General features: G+C 62.7%; 14 protein-coding genes. 8 read left to right on the top strand and 6 right to left on the bottom strand.

Features of this window, described 5'->3' with window-relative positions:
* The first annotated feature begins 23 nt into the window (after nt 1-23).
* Entirely contained in the window at nt 24-686 is a 663-nt protein-coding gene (locus tag ABX74_RS06350; RefSeq protein ID WP_003944539.1) for an ATP-dependent Clp protease proteolytic subunit, read from the top strand.
* A gap of 369 nt (nt 687-1,055) precedes the next feature.
* Nucleotides 1,056-2,336 carry an ATP-dependent Clp protease ATP-binding subunit ClpX gene (gene clpX / locus ABX74_RS06345; protein ID WP_003944582.1) on the top strand — a complete coding sequence of 427 codons (1,281 nt, stop codon included), beginning with the start codon at nt 1,056-1,058 and terminating at the stop codon, nt 2,334-2,336.
* Between the two features lie 84 nt (nt 2,337-2,420).
* Here the strand turns inward: clpX and ABX74_RS06340 are convergent, their stop codons facing one another.
* From ABX74_RS06340 to ABX74_RS06330, 3 genes are all read right to left on the bottom strand, one after another.
* Nucleotides 2,421-3,758, bottom strand: coding sequence for an MFS transporter (locus tag ABX74_RS06340; protein ID WP_020970000.1), 1,338 nt, complete (start codon nt 3,756-3,758; stop codon nt 2,421-2,423).
* A 203-nt stretch (nt 3,759-3,961) separates the two neighbouring features.
* Nucleotides 3,962-6,184, bottom strand: a complete 2,223-nt coding sequence (locus ABX74_RS06335; protein WP_029538348.1) for a glycoside hydrolase family 3 C-terminal domain-containing protein — start codon at nt 6,182-6,184, stop codon at nt 3,962-3,964.
* Between the two features lie 71 nt (nt 6,185-6,255).
* A complete protein-coding gene (locus ABX74_RS06330; RefSeq protein ID WP_042952259.1) occupies nt 6,256-6,930 on the bottom strand; it encodes a TetR family transcriptional regulator in 675 nt (224 codons plus the stop codon).
* A 127-nt stretch (nt 6,931-7,057) separates the two neighbouring features.
* On the opposite strand from ABX74_RS06330, the gene aroQ reads away from it, so the two are divergent.
* From aroQ to ABX74_RS06315, 3 genes are read left to right on the top strand one after another with little or no spacing between them, the layout of a single operon-like run.
* Nucleotides 7,058-7,507, top strand: coding sequence for a type II 3-dehydroquinate dehydratase (gene aroQ, locus ABX74_RS06325; protein WP_029538345.1), 450 nt, complete (start codon nt 7,058-7,060; stop codon nt 7,505-7,507).
* Nucleotides 7,507-8,385, top strand: coding sequence for a shikimate dehydrogenase (locus ABX74_RS06320; RefSeq protein ID WP_021333420.1), 879 nt, complete (start codon nt 7,507-7,509; stop codon nt 8,383-8,385). Before aroQ ends, ABX74_RS06320 begins: the two co-directional genes overlap by 1 nt.
* Entirely contained in the window at nt 8,382-10,295 is a 1,914-nt protein-coding gene (locus tag ABX74_RS06315; protein WP_047888441.1) for a sugar phosphate isomerase/epimerase and 4-hydroxyphenylpyruvate domain-containing protein, read from the top strand. The genes ABX74_RS06320 and ABX74_RS06315 overlap by 4 nt, the downstream gene beginning before the upstream one ends.
* Here the strand turns inward: ABX74_RS06315 and fdhD are convergent.
* Nucleotides 10,246-11,115, bottom strand: coding sequence for a formate dehydrogenase accessory sulfurtransferase FdhD (gene fdhD / locus ABX74_RS06310; RefSeq protein ID WP_020908229.1), 870 nt, complete (start codon nt 11,113-11,115; stop codon nt 10,246-10,248). The two genes, ABX74_RS06315 and fdhD, sit on opposite strands and share 50 nt — an antisense overlap.
* A 1-nt stretch (nt 11,116) precedes the next feature.
* A complete protein-coding gene (locus ABX74_RS06305) occupies nt 11,117-13,426 on the bottom strand; it encodes an FdhF/YdeP family oxidoreductase (protein WP_189637310.1) in 2,310 nt (769 codons plus the stop codon).
* 120 nt (nt 13,427-13,546) lie between these two features.
* On the opposite strand from ABX74_RS06305, the gene ABX74_RS06300 reads away from it, so the two are divergent.
* The 3 genes from ABX74_RS06300 (at nt 13,547) to ABX74_RS06290 (ending at nt 17,278) form a co-directional block, all read left to right on the top strand.
* On the top strand, nt 13,547-14,554 hold the full coding sequence (locus tag ABX74_RS06300) for an iron-siderophore ABC transporter substrate-binding protein (RefSeq protein WP_019749076.1): 1,008 nt from the start codon (nt 13,547-13,549) through the stop codon (nt 14,552-14,554).
* 63 nt (nt 14,555-14,617) lie between these two features.
* Nucleotides 14,618-15,232 carry a GNAT family N-acetyltransferase gene (locus ABX74_RS06295; RefSeq protein ID WP_003944518.1) on the top strand — a complete coding sequence of 205 codons (615 nt, stop codon included), beginning with the start codon at nt 14,618-14,620 and terminating at the stop codon, nt 15,230-15,232.
* Nucleotides 15,233-15,244: 12 nt separating this feature from the next.
* Nucleotides 15,245-17,278: an alpha/beta hydrolase family protein gene (locus ABX74_RS06290; protein ID WP_047888448.1), complete on the top strand. Its 2,034-nt coding sequence runs from the start codon at nt 15,245-15,247 to the stop codon at nt 17,276-17,278.
* Nucleotides 17,279-17,350: 72 nt separating this feature from the next.
* On the opposite strand, the gene ABX74_RS06285 is transcribed toward ABX74_RS06290, so the two are convergent.
* Entirely contained in the window at nt 17,351-18,052 is a 702-nt protein-coding gene (locus ABX74_RS06285; protein WP_019749074.1) for a hypothetical protein, read from the bottom strand.
* Between the last annotated feature and the right edge of the window lie 98 nt (nt 18,053-18,150).

Here is an 18,150-nt window from a genome sequence, read left to right as displayed (position 1 = left end):
CCAATTCATACTTTGGAGAACTGATGACCAATCTTTTCGGAGCTAACTCGCTGGGCGGCCAGGCGCCGTCGGGCCCCCAATCGCGTTACATCCTGCCCCAGTTCACGGAGCAGACCAGCTACGGCGTCAAGACGTCCGACCCGTACAACAAGCTGTTCGAGGAGCGCATCATCTTCCTCGGCTCGCAGGTCGACGACGTCTCCGCCAACGACCTCATGGCACAGTTGCTGGTTCTCGAATCGCAGGATCCGGACCGCGACATCACCATGTACATCAACTCGCCCGGTGGTTCGTTCACCGCGCTGATGGCGATCTACGACACGATGCAGTACGTCCGTGCCGACATCTCCACCGTCTGCCTCGGTCAGGCTGCTTCGGCAGCTGCTGTGCTTCTCGCCGGTGGTACGCCGGGCAAGCGCTTCGCGCTCCCCAACTCGCGCATTCTGATTCACCAGCCGGCCACGGGCGGCATCCAGGGTCAGGTTTCCGATCTGGAGATCCAGGCTGCGGAAATCGAGCGTATGCGTCGACTCATGGAGAGCACGCTGTCGCTGCACACTGGCAAGGATCCGGAGACCATCCGCGTCGACACCGATCGCGACAAGATCCTCACGGCCGAGCAGGCCAAGGAGTACGGCATCATCGACGACGTGCTGGCTTACCGGAAGCTCAGCGCACAGAAGTAGTCGATTTCCGCCTCGTGTCGAGGATCTGTATTCCGATTCCCGACACGAGGCGGACACGTCGAGAAGTGCCTGGTGGAGCGCTCGCCAGGCTGAGATCTCGACTCTTTTCTTTTTTATCCGCAGGCGAAACGCCGAGAACAGGTCGACCCCGTTCGGGATCTGCGGGTACCGTCACTTCACGGGCTGGTTCTCGACCGGCGTTCTGCGATTGTTCGACCAGATTTGTTCGATCGGTTTGTTGATCAGTTTGTCTGATCCGACAACTTCTGATCTGACAACTTCTGATCTGATACCGAGTACTGCGGAGCGTCTCGACCGATCGAGTGGCGGCGAGTGCACGTACATGATGGAAAGTAGGGACCTCACGAGATGGCACGCATCGGCGACGGCGGGGATCTGCTCAAGTGCTCTTTCTGCGGCAAGAGTCAGAAGCAGGTCAAAAAGCTCATTGCAGGACCCGGGGTGTACATCTGCGACGAGTGCATCGACCTCTGCAACGAGATCATCGAAGAGGAATTGGCCGAGTCGAGCGAGGTCAAGCTCGACGAGCTTCCCAAGCCTGCGGAGATCCGAGAATTCCTCGAGAACTACGTCATCGGTCAGGATTCCGCCAAGCGGACGCTGGCCGTGGCCGTCTACAACCACTACAAGCGCATTCAGGCCGGAGACAAGGGCCGTGATGCGCGGGGTGAGACGGTTGAGCTCGCAAAATCCAACATCTTGATGCTCGGCCCCACTGGCTGTGGCAAGACGTACCTCGCTCAGACTCTCGCGAAGATGCTCAACGTCCCGTTCGCCATCGCCGATGCGACGGCGTTGACCGAGGCCGGCTACGTCGGTGAGGACGTCGAGAACATTCTGCTCAAGCTGATTCAGGCTGCCGACTACGACGTCAAGCGCGCCGAGACCGGAATCATCTACATCGACGAGGTCGACAAGATCGCTCGCAAGAGCGAGAACCCGTCGATCACGCGTGACGTCTCCGGCGAAGGTGTTCAGCAGGCGTTGCTGAAGATCCTCGAAGGTACGCAGGCGAGCGTCCCGCCGCAGGGTGGTCGCAAGCATCCGCACCAGGAATTCATTCAGATCGACACCACGAACGTGCTGTTCATCGTCGCGGGCGCTTTCGCTGGTCTCGAGCGGATCGTCTCCGATCGTGTCGGCAAGCGCGGTATCGGTTTCGGCGCCGAGGTTCGGTCGAAGGCCGAACTGGATACGGTCGATCGTTTCGCCGAGGTCATGCCGGAGGATTTGATCAAGTTCGGTCTGATTCCCGAGTTCATCGGCCGTTTGCCGATGATCGCGTCGGTGACCAACCTCGACAAGGAATCGCTCGTTCAGATCTTGTCGGAGCCCAAGAACGCTCTCGTCAAGCAGTACCGTCGTCTCTTCGACATGGACGGCGTCGAACTCGAGTTCACCGAAGAAGCGCTCGACGCTATTGCCGATCAGGCGATCTTGCGTGGAACCGGCGCTCGTGGCCTGCGCGCCATCATGGAAGAGGTTCTTCTTCCGGTGATGTACGACATCCCCAGCCGTGACGACGTCGAAAAGGTGGTCGTCACCGCGGAGACCGTCAACGACAACGTACTTCCGACCATCGTTCCGCGTAAGCCGGAGCGTGGCGAGCGTCGAGACAAGACGGCGTAGAAACTTCAAAACGACTGTGGCCCGGTATCTCTCGCGAGATGCCGGGCCACAGTCGTTCGTGCAGGGTGTCTGGGGGGTGTTCGGCTAGATCGGGTTGCCGAGTTCCTTGAGGGGAGTGCGGAACGTCTCCTTGGCGGTGAACGCGGAGATCGCGCAGATGACGCAGGCCACCGATGTCAGAATGGCAACGGGCATCCAGTGTGTCTTGTCCCCGCCCATGAGGGCGTTGCCGATGGCGGGTGCAAAGCCTGCGAGGGCGAAGCCGACCTGGGTGCCGATCGCGATGCCGGAGTAGCGGACCTTGGTGTTGAACATTTCGGAGTAGAACGACGGCCAGATGGCATTCGGGGCAGCGTAGAAGACGGACATCAATCCGATTGCGGCCAGGAAGATCAGCGGGACGTTGCCGCTGGCGATTGCGCCGAAGTACACGTAGATGAACACCGCGCTACCGAGGGCGCCACCGATGAACAGCGGCCTGCGACCGATCCGGTCGGAGAGAATCGCCCAGGCGGGCTGGCTGAGCAAGGCCACGGCGTTGGCTGCGATGGCCACCCAGAGCATGGTCGACTTCGGAATCCCCACTTCCTCGGTGGTCGCGAAGGCGAGTCCGAAGACGGAGAAGATGGTCGAGACGACGGCGATGAAAGCGCAGCAGATCACGCGAATCAGATTTGCGCTGTGGGTGCGAAGGAGATCGGCAACAGGCAATTTGGCGACGGCCTTCGACTCCTGCTGCTCGGTGAACTCTTCCGGCTCTTCGAGCTTGAGACGCATGATGTATGCAGCCACGAGAACGATCAGGCTGCCCCAGAACGGGATTCGCCAGCCCCACGTGTAGAGGATGTCGTCGGGGAGTGCGGCGATGGGCAGGAAGACGAGGCTGGCGAGGATGAAGCCGGCCTGGGTGCCGTTGAGGGTCCAGCTGCAGAAGAATGCCCGTCGACCTTCGGGAGCATGTTCGAGAGTCAGTGAGCTGGCGCCACTCTGTTCGCCAGCGGCGGAGATGCCCTGAGCGATTCTCATCAGGACCAGCAGTATCGGTGCAAGAACTCCGATCGAATCCGCGCTGGGAATACATCCGATGAGGAATGTTGCTGCGCCCATCATGATGAGCGTGAGCAGCATGATCTTCTTGCGGCCGACGCGGTCACCGAAATGGCCGAGGACTACAGCGCCGAGGGGACGCGCGACGTACGCGACACCGAAGGTGGCCAGCGAAAGCAGTGCCGCATGTCCGCTGTCCGGGAAGAACACGGTGGGGAAGATGAGTGCAGCGGCGGATGCGTAGATGTAGAAGTCGTAGTACTCGAGCATGCTGCCGAGAAACGACGACGTTGCGGCGCGCTTGACCTTGGTCGTGTCCGGCCTGGCCAAGGATCCCGCCTCGGGGCCGGACGGTGTAACCGTACTAGCTGACATGCTCATCTCCTGGGTGGAAGCGTCGTGGAGGCTCTACATCCGCCGATGATGTTCGTCGAGGGTGTTCGTATCGAGAACGTCTGTGCGGAGAGCGATACAAGGAATGTAACCGACGCCACAGCGACTACACAAGATTATTAACCAAATAGTTCATAAAAATCTACCGGCGGACTCTTCGCACGTCGAAACCGCAGTTCAGGCGGTCAGGAGCCTGGCTGCGCGGCGGCCGCCACCAACTGCGCCACCTGTTCCTCGGTGATGCCGAGGCCGAAGGTGGCGAGTTTTCCGAGCGGCATCGAGCCTGCGAGTGCCATCATCTCGGGGCTGACCGCCTGTGCGCCGTCGCCCGCTGCGGCAGCCATGGCGGCGCCGAGAACTGCGCTGCCGACGGGATGGGCGAGCCATTCGCCGATGGTCGACATGGCGTCGAGCGTGCCGACGCCGACGTTCCCGGCCAGGGTGATCGTGTCGGTGGTTGCGATGTCCCGAGACGAGAAGCCGACGCGGATCTCGTAGTCGCCAGGTTCGATCGCCCAGTCCTGCGCCGCGACGGACCAATAGGCGAATGCCCTGGTGTCGAGCGTGATGGTCACAGTCGCGGATTCGTCGGGGTCGAGGTGGACCTTGGCAAAGCCCTTCAATTCCTGCGCGGGTCGATCGATGCTTGCCGAGGCGTCGTGGACGTAGACCTGAACGACGGTGCTGCCCGATCGGTCGCCGCTGTTGCGCACGGTGACGGTCACTTCGGCGGAGTTCTCACCGGCCTCGACGGAGGTATCGGTGATGTCGAAGGTGGTGTAGCTCAGCCCGAACCCGAACGGGTACGCCACTTCGCGCAGCGCGGAGTCGTAGTAGCGGTATCCCACGTACAGGCCTTCGCCGTAGCGGACGTGCTGCTGTGATCCCGGGAAATGCAGATACGACGGATTGTCTTGGAGGCGAAGCGGAATGGTCTCCGTGAGGCGGCCGGACGGATTCGTGATGCCGAACAGAAGATCGGCAATCGCCGAGCCGCCCGCCTGGCCGAGTAGCCAACCCTCGAGGATTGCGGCGGCATGATCCTTCCAAGGCTCGGTCGAAACCACACCGCCGTTGGCGAGCACGACGACCGTGTTCGGGTTCGCGCCGTGGACCGCTTCCAGCAGGGCGATCTGGTCAGCCGGCAGTTCGATGTCGGTTCGGTCGAATCCTTCGGATTCTGTGGCGGACGGTAGTCCGAGGAACAGCACCGCGACGTCAGCGCGGCGTGCGGCGTCGACAGCCTCGGTGACCATGTCGTCGTTCGGAGTGCCGTCGAAGGTGAAGCCCGGTGCGAAAGTGACGCGGTCGGCGCCTTCGAGGTCGAGGATCGCGTCCAAGGCATTGTCGAGCTTGGTTGGAACCACCTGTGAACTGCCGGCCCCCTGGTACCGCGGGCTGCACGCGAATTCGCCGATCACCGCGACAGTTTGCCCGCCGGGGGTCAGCGGCAGTAGTTCTCCGTCGTTGGCCAGCAAGACAGCGGACTCCGCTGCAGCGGTCCGTGCCAGTTCGTGGTGACGCTCGACGTCGTACGTGTGGCCTTCGGTGCGCGCGGCGGCGGTGCGTTTCACGAGCGTCGACAGTCGTTCGGCTGCAGTGGTGAGCACGGATTCGTCCAGGTCGCCGCCGCGCACGGCGTCGACGATCTGGGTATCGGTTCCGGTCGGCGGCATTTCCAGGTCGAGGCCCGCGGCGAGTGCCGCCACGCGGTCGTTGACCGCTCCCCAGTCCGAAACGACGAGGCCGTCGAAGCCCCACTGTTCGCGGAGTACCTCGGTGAGTAGCCAATGGTTCTGGCTCGAGTACACACCGTTGATCTTGTTGTACGAGCACATGACCGTCGTCGGGGCCGCGGTCTTTACGGCGTATTCGAAGCCGGCCAGATAGATCTCGCGCAGCGTCCGTTCGTCGACATCGGCACTGACTCTCATCCGGTCGTGTTCTTGGTTGTTGGCAGCGAAGTGCTTGAGCGAGGTTCCGACGCCGCGAGACTGGATGCCGGTGATCAGCGCTGCCGCGACGCGGCCGGAGAGGAATGGGTCCTCGGAGACGTATTCGAAATTCCTGCCACACAAGGGTGATCGTTTGATGTTGATGCCTGGGCCGAGGAGGACCGAGACCTGTTCGGCTTTGGCTTCGTCGCCCAGAGCCTCACCGACCTGGCGGATGAGGTCGAGGTTCCACGACGAGCCCAACCCGACCGCCGGTGGGAAACATGTCGCTGGAATGCTGTGGCCGAGTCCGAGTGCGTCGCCGCCCTCGGGTTGTTTCCGGACTCCGTGCGGACCGTCGGTCAGGAGTATCGATTCGATTCCGGCAACGGACTGGCTGTGCCAGAAATCCGAGCCGGACGTCAACGACGCCTTCTCCTCGAGTGAAAGCCCGTCTACGTAATTCTCGGTCACGTCATTCCTCCCGGTGGCAGCTGTGAGTTCCACTCACCACCGTAGGGGGATTTTTCGGACTTCGGGGTAGGTCAGGACGGCGCCTTCGAGGTCAGGAACGCAACAACCATGTCGCCGAGCATTGTTCGAAGATGCTCACGATGCGTCGAGTCGGTCAGATCGCGGTCGAAGAGCGCTTTGAAGGTGTACCGATTGGCGATACGAAAGACGCAGTAACTGCTGATCACCATGTGAATGTCGAGAGCATCGACGTCGGAGCGGAATGCCCCAGACTGCTGCCCGTCTTGCAGGATCTGCGAGACCAGGTCGGCGGCAGGGGCGCCGAGGCCGCTGAGTAACTCGGATTTCTCGATGTGCTCGCCGCGGAGCATGTTCTCGTTGGCCACGAGCCGAATGAAATTCGGGTGCTGTTCGTGGTGGTCGAAGGTGAGTTCGGCCAAAGCGCGGACTGCTGCCGTGGGGTTCAATCCCTCGAGGTCGAGTTCACGTTCCTGCGCACGAATGACGCTGTACGCATGCTCGAGTACCGACTTGTACAGCCCTTCCTTGTCGGTGAAGTAGTAGTAGATCATGCGCTTGGTGGTATGCGTCTTGGTTGCGATCTCGTCGACCCGGGCGCCGGCGAAGCCTTTGTCGGCAAACTCCTCGGTCGCGACGGCGATGATGTTCACCCTGGTCAGATCGCTGTTTCGGCGTCGTTTCTCCGGCTTCGACACCACAGAGTTCACTGACTGCTCGGAAACCATGTGCTCACTCTATCTGCCAGCAGTTTGTCGACTTTGCTTGTCGAGTTCACGTCGGGGGAGTAACGTCCAGTGAACTAACTCACTAGTTCGTACATTAGTTTCGAGCGTCAACCCCGAGGTGCCCCTGATGACTCCATCTCTACCGGTTCTGGTCCTCAACGGACCCAACTTGAATTTGTTGGGCCAGCGCCAACCGGAGTTCTACGGGAGAGACACCCTGGACGACGTCGTTTCCCGCTGTGAAGCGGCGGCCGAGAAGTTCGGAGTGGTGGTCGAGGCAAAGCAGTCGAACCACGAGGGCCAACTGATCGATTGGGTCCACGAGGCCAGGGGAAATGTCGCGGGCATCGTCATCAATCCCGGTGGGTACTCGCACACCTCCGTTGCGTTGCGCGACGCTCTGGTCACACTCGATGCCCCCGTCGTGGAGGTGCACATCAGCAACATCCACAGTCGCGAAGAATTCCGTCACCACTCGTATGTCTCCGGCATCGCCGACGCCGTCATCTGTGGATTGGGAATCGACGGATACAGCGCCGCAGTCGAATTCGTCTGCATCCGAGAAGGGAAGAACTGATGAGTGATTCGATCCTCTGCGGTCTGATCGGCACCGGAATCGGAGCCTCCTTGACTCCGATCATGCACGAGGAAGAAGGGCGCAGACAGGGCCTGCCTTACGTCTACCGCATCCTCGATCTCGACGTGATGGGAATGGCGCCGTCGGACATCGGTGAACTTCTCACCTATGCAAGACGTTTCGGCTTCCGCGGCCTCAACATCACTCACCCGTGCAAGCAGTTGGTGATCGAACACCTCGACGAGCTCTCGCCGGATGCGAGCCGGCTCGGAGCGGTGAACACGGTCCTCTTCGACTCCGGCAAGGCGATCGGACACAACACTGATTGGTCGGGCTTCGGCCGCAACTTCGACGACGGACTTCCCGGAGCACAGCTCGATCGCGTCGTGCAGCTCGGTGCCGGCGGAGCCGGTGCGGCGGTTGCCTATGCAGCGCTCACCCGCGGTGTCGGGACACTGACGTTGGTCGATTCGAGCCTGCCTCGCGCGGAGGAACTTGCACAAACCTTCGCGCAGCAGTTTCCGGCGCAGGTTGTCGAGGCGCGGCACACGAGCGACCTCGCCGAAGTGCTCGGCAACGCAAACGGATTGATCCACGCGACTCCGATGGGAATGGCGGCTCATCCCGGAATGGCATTCTCGCCAGATCTGCTCCGTCCAGATCTGTGGGTAGCGGAAATCGTCTACCGCCCGCTCGAGACCGAGCTGTTGCGTCAAGCGAGGTTGATCGGAGCCCCGACGCTCAGCGGAGGCGGAATGACTGTCTTTCAGGCCGTCGACGCGTTCCGGATCTTCACGGGCATCGAGCCCGACAGTAAGCGGATGCTCGCGCACATGACGGAACTCGTGCACGGCGAACAGACTGCGGCAGCGCTGTGAGTGCCCCGGTCCGGACGTCGATCGCGACGGTATCGCTCAGTGGGACTCTCGAGGAGAAGCTCGACGCCATCGCTGCTGCCGGCTTCGACGGCTTCGAGGTGTTCGAGCCGGATTTTGTTGCTTCGCCGTGGTCCCCGAAGGAATTGCGAACGCGGGCTGCGGATCTGGGCTTGACCCTCGATCTGTATCAGCCATTCCGTGACTTCGACACGGTGGACGAGGCCCAATTTGCTCGGAATCTTGTTCGAGTGGAACGCAAATTCGAGCTCATGGATCAACTGGGGTGCGAGACGCTCCTGGTGTGCTCCTCGCCCCTGCCGACCGCAAGTCACGATGACGGTCAGTTGACAGAGCAATTCGGAGCTCTCGCCGAACTGGCGTCCGAGCACGGCAAGAAGGTTGCCTACGAGGCGCTCGCATGGGGTGCCCACGTCAATACGTACGGCCATGCGTGGCAGATCGTCGAGGGCGTCGACCATCCTTCGCTCGGTACCTGTCTGGACAGCTTTCACATCCTCTCGCGCGGTGACGATCCCGCCGGAATTCGCGAGATTCCCGGCGAGAAGATCTTCTTCCTCCAGTTGGCGGACGCTCCGTTCTTGGCGATGGACATCCTCCAGTGGAGCCGGCATCACCGAAACTTTCCGGGGCAGGGCAGCTTCGATCTCAGTGCGTTCGCTCAGCATGTCTACGCCACCGGTTACGACGGACCGTGGTCGCTCGAGATCTTCAACGATGTATTCCGCCGCGCGGACACCCAGCGGACGGCAATCGACGCTCATCGGTCGCTCCTCCATCTGGAAGAACAGGTCGCCGCCGCGAACCCTGCCGCCGGTGGACCCACGCTGTTCACCGCCCCGGAGCGCACCCCGCTCGAAGGGATCGTGTCTCTGCGAATCGCTGCGGGTCCGGCTAAACAGGACCAGGTGCACTCGATGCTCTCTCGCGTCGGTTTTCATCTGGTCGGACGGCACCACGATCACGACTTGCAGTTGTGGCGGCACGGACCGCTCACCGTTGCCGTCGACGCGACAGCGGGCACGGTGTGGACGGCGCCCGGGCTGCCCGCGGATCTGCCGGTTCTCACTCAGATCGGCATCAGGGCAACCGAACCCGAAGTGTGGGGAGAGCGCGCTCTGGCACTCGAAGTACCGGCGACGCGCGTGCAGTTGCCCGGTTCGAGCGACGAGAACTCCGAGGTACCGGACGTCGTACGCTTGAAGGTCACCGATGCGACATCGATCGACCTTCGTGGCCCCGGCAGCGCTGCAGCGTGGGAATCGGCATTCGAGATCTACCCGCTGCCCTCCGAGCGCAATCGTGAACAGGGCGCAGTGTTCACCGGGATCGACCACGTGGCACTGGCAGTTCCGGCCGAGAGTTGGGACGGCATCATGCTGCTCCTGCGGTCCGTGTTCGAGATGCAACCGCACGAGGGGCAGGACGTCACCGATTCGGTCGGACTCATGCGGAGCCAGGCACTTACGCTCGTTCAGGACGGTGACGGACATACCCTGCGGATCTCACTGAACATGGTGGAGGGCAGTCGAAGCGGGCTGCCGACGGTCCGTCGCGGCGGCGTCAGCCACGTCGCTTTCGCGTGTGAGAACATCTTCGGTGCCGCTGCGTCCATGCAGGACTGGGGCTTTGCTCCGCTACCCATTTCCCCGAACTACTACGACGATCTGGACGCACGTTTCGGCCTGAATTCAGAACTGCTCGACCGGATGCGCAGCGCCGGAATCCTTTACGACGCTGACGCCCGCGGTGAGTTCTTCCACCTGTTCACCCCGACGGTCGGGGGAGACCTTTTCTTCGAGGTCGTGCAGCGAGTGAGTGGATACGAGGGCTACGGGGAGGTCAACTCCGCTGTGCGACTGTCGGCTCAGTTGCGCGCGAATCAGACGTGACCTCGACTCGGTGCGGGTGCGAGTAGATATTCATCGAATCGCCGCGGATGAAACCGGCGAGGGTCAACCCCGATTCCTGTGCCAACTCCACGGCCAATGACGACGGCGCGGAGACTGCGCCCAGAATCGGAATGCCCGCCATGACGGCCTTCTGGACGAGTTCGAACGACGCCCGCCCACTGACGATCAGGATCGTGTCGTAGAGCGGCACTCGGCCGTCGGTGATTGCCCAACCGATCACCTTGTCGACTGCGTTGTGCCGGCCGACGTCCTCGCGCAGCGCCAGGAGTTCGCCGGTGGCGGTGAACAATCCGGCTGCGTGCAGGCCTCCGGTGCGCTCGAAGATCCGTTGGCTCTCCCGAAGCGTGACCGGCATGGCAGACAGGACGGTGGAGGTGACGGAAGTCGTGTCACCGACCAGGGGATGCCGCGTGGTGGTTCGGACGGCATCGAGTGACGTCTTGCCGCACACGCCGCACGCGGAACTGACGACGGTGTTGCGATCGGTGGTGTGATCGGGCAACGGCACTCCGGGAGCGAGCGCGATGTCGAGGACGTTGTAGGTGTTCGCGCCGGTTTCGTCGACGCCGTCGCAGTACCGGACGACGCTCACGTCGTCGCGGGTACCGATGACGCCTTCGCTGAGAAGGAATCCGTGGACGAGGTCGACGTCGTTGCCTGGTGTTCGCATCGTCACGGCCAGCACCTGACCGCCAACCCTCATTTCGAGTGGTTCTTCGACGGCCAGCGTGTCGGGGCGCGTGACGACCCGATCACCCGAGATTCGAACGACCGGTGTTCGTGCGGTGACCCGTCCCATCTCAGGCGCCTGATGCTTCGAGTCGAACAGTGACGGCCTTCGAGACCGGCGTGTTCGACTTGGCTGCAACGTGTTCGAGGGGAACGAGCGGATTTGACTCGGGGTAGTACGCCGCCGCATTGCCGCGGGGGGTGTCGTAGGAGACGATGCGGAATTCCGTGACCCGACGCTCTTCGAGTGTTCCGTCTGGTGTTGTCCACTCGGACACGATGTCGACGAGATCGCCGTCGCGGAATCCGAGTGCAGTGATGTCTTCGGCATTGACGAGGATAACCTTGCGTCCGCCCTTGATACCGCGGTATCTGTCGTCGAGGCCGTAGATCGTGGTGTTGTACTGGTCGTGGCTGCGCATGGTCTGCAGTATCAGGCGCCCGCTCGGAGTGGGTATCCAGTGCAGTTCGTTCACGCCGAAGTTGGCTTTGCCGGTGTGCGTGCGGAACTCACGCGAGTCACGCGGTGGGTGTGGGAGCTGGAATCCATCCGGCTGGCGAACCCGGGTGTTGTAGTTTTCGCATCCGGGCACCACTCGTGAGATGGAGTCGCGAATCAGGTCGTAGTTGCCCTCGAAGGCCGACCAGCGGACGGAGTGATCGCTGCCGAGTAGTTCGCGGGCGAGTTGGCAGATGATGGCGACTTCGCTACGTAGGTAGGGGCTGACCGGCGTGAGGCGTCCGCGCGACAGGTGCACCATGGACATCGAATCTTCCACGGAGACAAGCTGCTTTCCGCCGGCCTGGACGTCGAGGTCCGTGCGTCCGAGGGTGGGCAGGATGATTGCGGTCTGCCCGTGAACGACGTGGCTTCGGTTCAGTTTGGTGGAAACCTGAACGGTGAGTTCGCATTGGCGCAGCGCGGTTTCGGTGGCTGCGGTGTCCGGGCTGGCCTGGATGAAGTTGCCGCCCATCGCCATGAAGAAGCTTGCCTTGCCGGCATTCATCGCGCGGATCGCGTCCACGGTGTCCCACCCGTGCTTGCGAGGGCTCGAGATCGAGAACTCGGTGTCGAGCGCGGCCAGGAACTCTTCCGGCATCTTCTCCCAGATGCCCATCGTGCGGTCACCCTGGACATTGGAGTGTCCTCGCACCGGACAGACCCCGGCACCGGGTTTGCCCATCATTCCACGCATGAGCAGCAGGTTGACCGCTTCTTCGATGGTGGCGACTCCGTGTGTGTGCTGAGTGATGCCCATGGCCCAGCAGGTGACGGTTCGCTCGGATCGGGCAAGCGCGGCAGCCGTTTCCTCGAGCTGCGCCATCGACAGGCCCGTCGCCTCGAGTACCGTGTCGAGATCGACCGCGCGGATGTGCTTCTCGTATTCGTCCCAACCGGCGCAGTAGCGGTCGACGAATGCGCGATCGACCACGGTGCCGGGAGCGCGATCTTCCTGCTCGAGCAGCAGCTTCCCCAGACCTTGGAACAGCGCCATGTCGCCGCCCAGCCGGATCTGCAGGAACTCGTCCGCGATGTCGACTCCGTGCCCGATCACGCCGGAGACTTTCTGCGGATCCTTGAACCGTCGCAATCCCGCCTCGGGGAGGGGATTGATGGCAATGATCTTGGCGCCGTTGCCCTTTGCCTTCTCGAGTGTCGAGAGCATTCGAGGGTGGTTGGTGCCGGGATTCTGTCCGGCGATGAGGATGAGATCGGCGTTCTCGAGGTCGGGAACCGTCACCGAGCCTTTGCCGATGCCGATGGATTCGGTCAGTGCGCTTCCGGACGACTCGTGACACATGTTGGAACAGTCGGGCATGTTGTTGGTGCCGTAGCTACGAATCATCAACTGGTAGAGAAACGCTGCTTCGTTGGACGTGCGACCGGAGGTGTAGAACACTGCTTCGTCCGGCGACGCGAGGCCGTTCAGATGTTCGGCGATCAGTGCGTACGCGCCGTCCCAGTCGATCGGCTGGTAATGGGTTGCTCCCGGGGTCAGGACCATCGGGTGCGTCAGTCGGCCTTGTTGGCCGAGCCAGTAATCGGTCTTGCCTTCGAGGTCGGCGATCGAGTGCTCCGCGAAGAATTCAGGCGTGACCGTGCGAAGCGTTGCTTCCTCGGCAACGGCCTTCGCTCCGTTCTCGCAGAACTCGGCGGGCTTGCGATGTCCGGGAGTCTCCGGCCACGCACACCCCGGGCAGTCGAAGCCGTGACGCTGGTTGAGCCTGGTGAGCGTTCGGGCGGTCCGCAGGGCTCCCATCTGCTCGATTCCTCGTTGCAGCGACACCAGAACAGCCGGCACTCCGGCGGCGTAGTCCTTGGGGTGCGTGACTTCGAGATCCGATTCGTCGATGTCTTTCGAGGGGCCCTGGCGCGTCATGTCTCCATACTGGCCCGAACGGCGCGGTACTGCCATCGAATGGGCCGGTCGAACTCACCGGAATGCGACATTCATCGGCTAGCCTTACCTACCGAACGAGCGGACTTAAGGGGTAAGAGCATGGATCGAACGGACGCAGGTCGGCTGACCCGGCGCGGATTTCTGATCGGCACGTCGGGAGCGTTGCTGGCATTCGCCGCAGCCTGCTCCAGTTCGAACGACGAGGACACGCCCCCCAGCGGGGACTCTGCGGGATCGATCACCCACAAATTTGGGGCTACCGAGCTGCCCGAGGATCCGCAGCGGATCGTCAGTGTCGGATACAACGATCAAGATGCGATCCTCGCCCTCGGTGGGACTTTGGTCGGAACCTTCGACTGGTACGGCGATTACCCCTACGGTGTGTGGCCATGGGCGCAGCCGTTGTTGAACGGGGCGACTCCCGAGATCATCGGAACCGCGGGCACCACCATTCAGATGGAGAAGGTCGCTGCCACGACACCCGACCTGATTGTCGGCACCTACTCCGGGCTCACTCAGGCGCAGTACGACAAACTCAGTGCCATTGCGCCGACGGTGGCGCAGCCGAAGGAGTTCGCGGATTACGGAATCCCCTGGCAGAACCAGACGACCATCATCGGCGAAGCGCTGGGGCAGCAAGGAAAGGCCACCGAGCTGATCGCCGGCGTCGACAAGAAGTTCGCCGACGTGAAGACAGCCAATCCGGCGTTTGCCGGCAAGACCGTTCTGGTCGGCGCGTTGAAGGGGCCGGGGCAATTCGGGGTCTACGGACCGGAAGACCCCAAGGTGAGGTTCTTCACTGAACTCGGATTCGTGAATCCGCCTGTCACCGATCAGATCACGGGTAACTTCGCCGAGATCAGCACCGAGCAACTCTCGCTTGCGGACGTCGACGTACTCGTCTGGTACGCCGGTGGTGGCTACGGCGACAAGCTTCGGGCGGAATTGGACAAGACCCCGATCTACCAGGAACTCGACGTCGTGAAGGACGGCCGCGCGATCATTCTGGAAGACGCTGCTGCCGAAGCCATGACGTGGAGCACCGTACTGAGCTTGCCCTATGCGCTCGAACAGATTCCGCCGCGGATTGCGGGCTTGCTCGTCTGATCGGTTCAAGGACAGCGCTGTTCAAAGTCCAGGGATTCGGACAGTCGGCGGTACTCTCGCCTCATGGGTGTACACGTGCGGCCGGCTGTCCGATCCGATATTCCGGCGCTGTCGGCGGTGTTGGCCGAGGCGTTCGAAGATGATCCTTTGATGGCCTGGATGTTGCCGGACGAGGACTCCAGGGCTGAACGCCTGACGAAACTGTTTGCCGCAGAAGCTCGTTACCACCACTTCGCCGGTGGCGGTGTCGAGGTAGCCACCGATGACAACGGGGTGATCGGCGGGGCAACTCTGTGGGATCCGCCGGGGCGGTGGAAGCAGTCGTGGATTTCCGGGCTCGTGAGCCTGCCCGCAATGGTGCGTGTCTTCGGCAGGGGGCTACGACACGCGGCCGAGGTCAGCTCCGTTCTCGAAGGAGCACATCCGAATTCGCCGCACTGGTATCTCGCGACGGTCGGGACCGGCAGCGCGGCGCGCGGTGGGGGATACGGCAAAGCCCTACTGAACTCCCGGTTGGAGCGTTGCGATCGTGAACACGTCGACGCTTACCTCGAGAGCAGCAAGGAATCGAACATCCCGTACTACAACCGCTTCGGTTTCGAAGTGACCCGTGACATCGTCATGCCAGGCGGCGGGCCGACGATCTACGCAATGATGCGTCAACCGCGGGGCGCGTGATACCAACTAGTGGTGACCCAGATTCCCGAGCTCCACGCAGGCACACCGTTCGACGAACTCGACGACTACATCGCCTTGGCCAGGTTGTCCGGCCTGGTGTTGTCACCCGACGGCTCGCTGCTGATCTGCGCGCGCGCCGTTCTCGACGACAAGAGCGCCGAATACGTGTCCTCGTTGTGGGAGATCGACCCGGAAGGTCGGCGTCCGGCGCATCGGTTGACCTGGGGCTCGACCAGCGAGTCGGGTGCTGCCTTCGCGTTCGACGGCGACGTGCTCTTCACCGCCACGCGAGCCGTGCCGGGCGAGAGCGATCCGCAACCCGCACTCTGGCGCTTGCCCGCGGCGGGCGGAGAAGCTCAGCTGTTGATCTCACGTCCCGGTGGTGTCTCGTCGGTATCAGCGGCCAAGGCGGCGCCGACGTTCGTGGCCCAGACTTCGGTCATGGCTTCGGCGATCAGCCTCGACCAGGACGATCAGGTGCGATCGGCGCGCAAGGACAAGAAGGTCACGGCGATGCTGCACACCGGGTATCCGGTGCGCCACTGGGACCACGACCTGGGCCCCGATCATCCGCATCTGGTTGTCGCCGAGACGGATTCGAAGGAATCCGTCGAATTGCGGGACATCACACCGACTGCAGCCGCGGCGCTGCGAGAGACGTCGACCACGATCTCCGACGACGGTCTCTTCGTCGTGACCACGTGGACTGTCGGCGATGCGAGTGCCGCCCGCCGATCGACGTTGGTTCGGATCGACACGGTGACCGGCGACCGAACCACTCTTGTCGACGAGGCCGACGCGGACGTCTACAACCCGGTGCTCTCACCGGACGGAACCAAGCTCGCGTTCATCCGGGAGACTCTCACCACGCCGGAGTTCGCACCGCGAATGACTCTGCAGCTCTACGACTTCGGATCCGGTGCCGTGACCGGCGTCGCCGACGGCTGGGACCGCTGGCCCACCTCACTTGCCTGGCTACCCGACGGATCCGGGCTGGTGGTCACCGCGGACGACGGCGGCCGAGGGCCGATCTTCACCATCGACCTGTGGGGCCAGCCGGTGCGCTTGACAGCCGACGACGCGGCGTACACCGATGTTCGAGTGGCGCCGGACGGCGAGTCGATCTACGCGTTGCGAGCCTCGTACGAAGCGCCCCCGCACGTGGTGCGGGTGGATCTGGGATCCGGTGAGATCACTGCACTTCGTGGACCCGACGCATTGCCGGAGCTGCCGGGAACACTGACCGAGATCACCGCTCGCGCCGAGGACGGTTCGACAGTCCGGAGTTGGTTGGCACTGCCGACCGGCGCCGCACCGCACGCGCCGGTGCCATTGCTCCTCTGGGTCCACGGCGGCCCACTCGGTTCGTGGAACACCTGGTCCTGGCGGTGGAATCCGTGGCTGCTCGTCGCCAAGGGCTATGCCGTACTGCTGCCCGATCCCGCACTCTCGACCGGATACGGGCAGGACTTCGTCCAGCGCGGGTGGGGTCAGTGGGGCAAGGCGCCCTTCACCGATCTGATGGCGATCACCGATGCTGCCGTCGCGCAGCCCGAGATCGACCCCAAGCGAACCGGCGCGATGGGTGGTTCGTTCGGCGGTTACATGGCCAACTGGATCGCCGGCCATACCAACCGTTTCGACGCGATCGTCACCCACGCAAGCCTCTGGGCACTCGATCAATTCGGCCCGACGACGGACGCGGCCTGGTACTGGCAACGCGAGATGTCGCCGGAGATGGCCGTCGAGAACTCGCCACACCTGTACGTCGCGGACATCACGACTCCGATGCTGGTCATCCATGGCGACAAGGACTACCGGGTTCCGATCGGTGAGGGCTTGCGACTCTGGTACGAACTGCTCGCCGAGTCAAGTCTGCCCGCCGACGACGACGGGAAAACGGACCATCGCTTCCTGTACTTCCCCGACGAGAATCACTGGGTGCTCAAGCCGCAGCACACCAAGATCTGGTACGAGGTGGTCACCGCGTTCCTCTCCGAGCACGTTCTCGGCGAAGATGTCGCGCTGCCGGAGATTCTGGGCTGAACGCGCGCATGCCTCGTTCGGCTGAAGCAGCCGAACGAGGCATGATCGTCTTCGCGCGGATCCGGACCGGACTCAGGCGCCGGGGCAACGAACGGTGTACGACCACTCGGTGTGGTCAGGGCCCGTGACGCGAACCAGAACGGACGACGCCCCACCGGCGGGCACGTTGACGACAGCTGAACCAGTTCCCTCGTTGATGTTATCGCCGATGTATCCGGTGCTGTGGATCAACCGACCTTCGTAGTACACCTCGATCAGGTCCGGGACGTTTTCGGTCTCGTAGCCGAGCACGAACGAGGTCGGGCCACCGCGGCCGAGTTCGTGCTTGGTGCTGGTGATTCCTGCGCCGCCCGAGACGGTCGAGGCGTCGCAGCGCTGCGTGGGTGCAAACGATCCGCCGCCGCCGCTGCCGCTGGCCAGGCCACTGAGAATGTCCCTGACGTTGCCACTGGCCAGGCCGTTGACGATGTCCGTCGCGCTGGTCGAACCGGCGTTCAGGCCGCCGAGGACGTCGTTGAGGTTCCCAGTGGCAATCCCGCCGACGATGTCGCCCACGCTGCCGCTGGCGATGCCGTTTGCGATGTCGTTCCCGATATCGCCGACGCTTCCGTTGATCGTGGCGCTGCCACTGTCGATGCTTCCTTGCACACTTTCTTCGATGCCGGGGGCAGCGGACGCAGTCGCCGGAAGCACGAGGGCAACCGCCGCTCCGATCGTCGCGGCCGCCGCCAAGGTTCGAACGCCGGGACGGCGAGAACTCCAGTTGTTCAACATATTTGCTCCACAGGTAGTTGGTCGGTCGTCCTTCAGAGCGATCCTGTCAGCGGAGCGGATCGGTGAATATCGTTTGTTCGGCTGACCCCGGACTGCGG

This window comes from Rhodococcus sp. ARP2 (assembly GCF_001029585.1).
In the GTDB taxonomy this organism is placed as follows: domain Bacteria; phylum Actinomycetota; class Actinomycetes; order Mycobacteriales; family Mycobacteriaceae; genus Rhodococcus_F; species Rhodococcus_F erythropolis.
The sequence above is the reverse complement of the archived record's forward strand: the minus strand, read 5'-3'. Positions and strand labels throughout refer to the sequence as shown.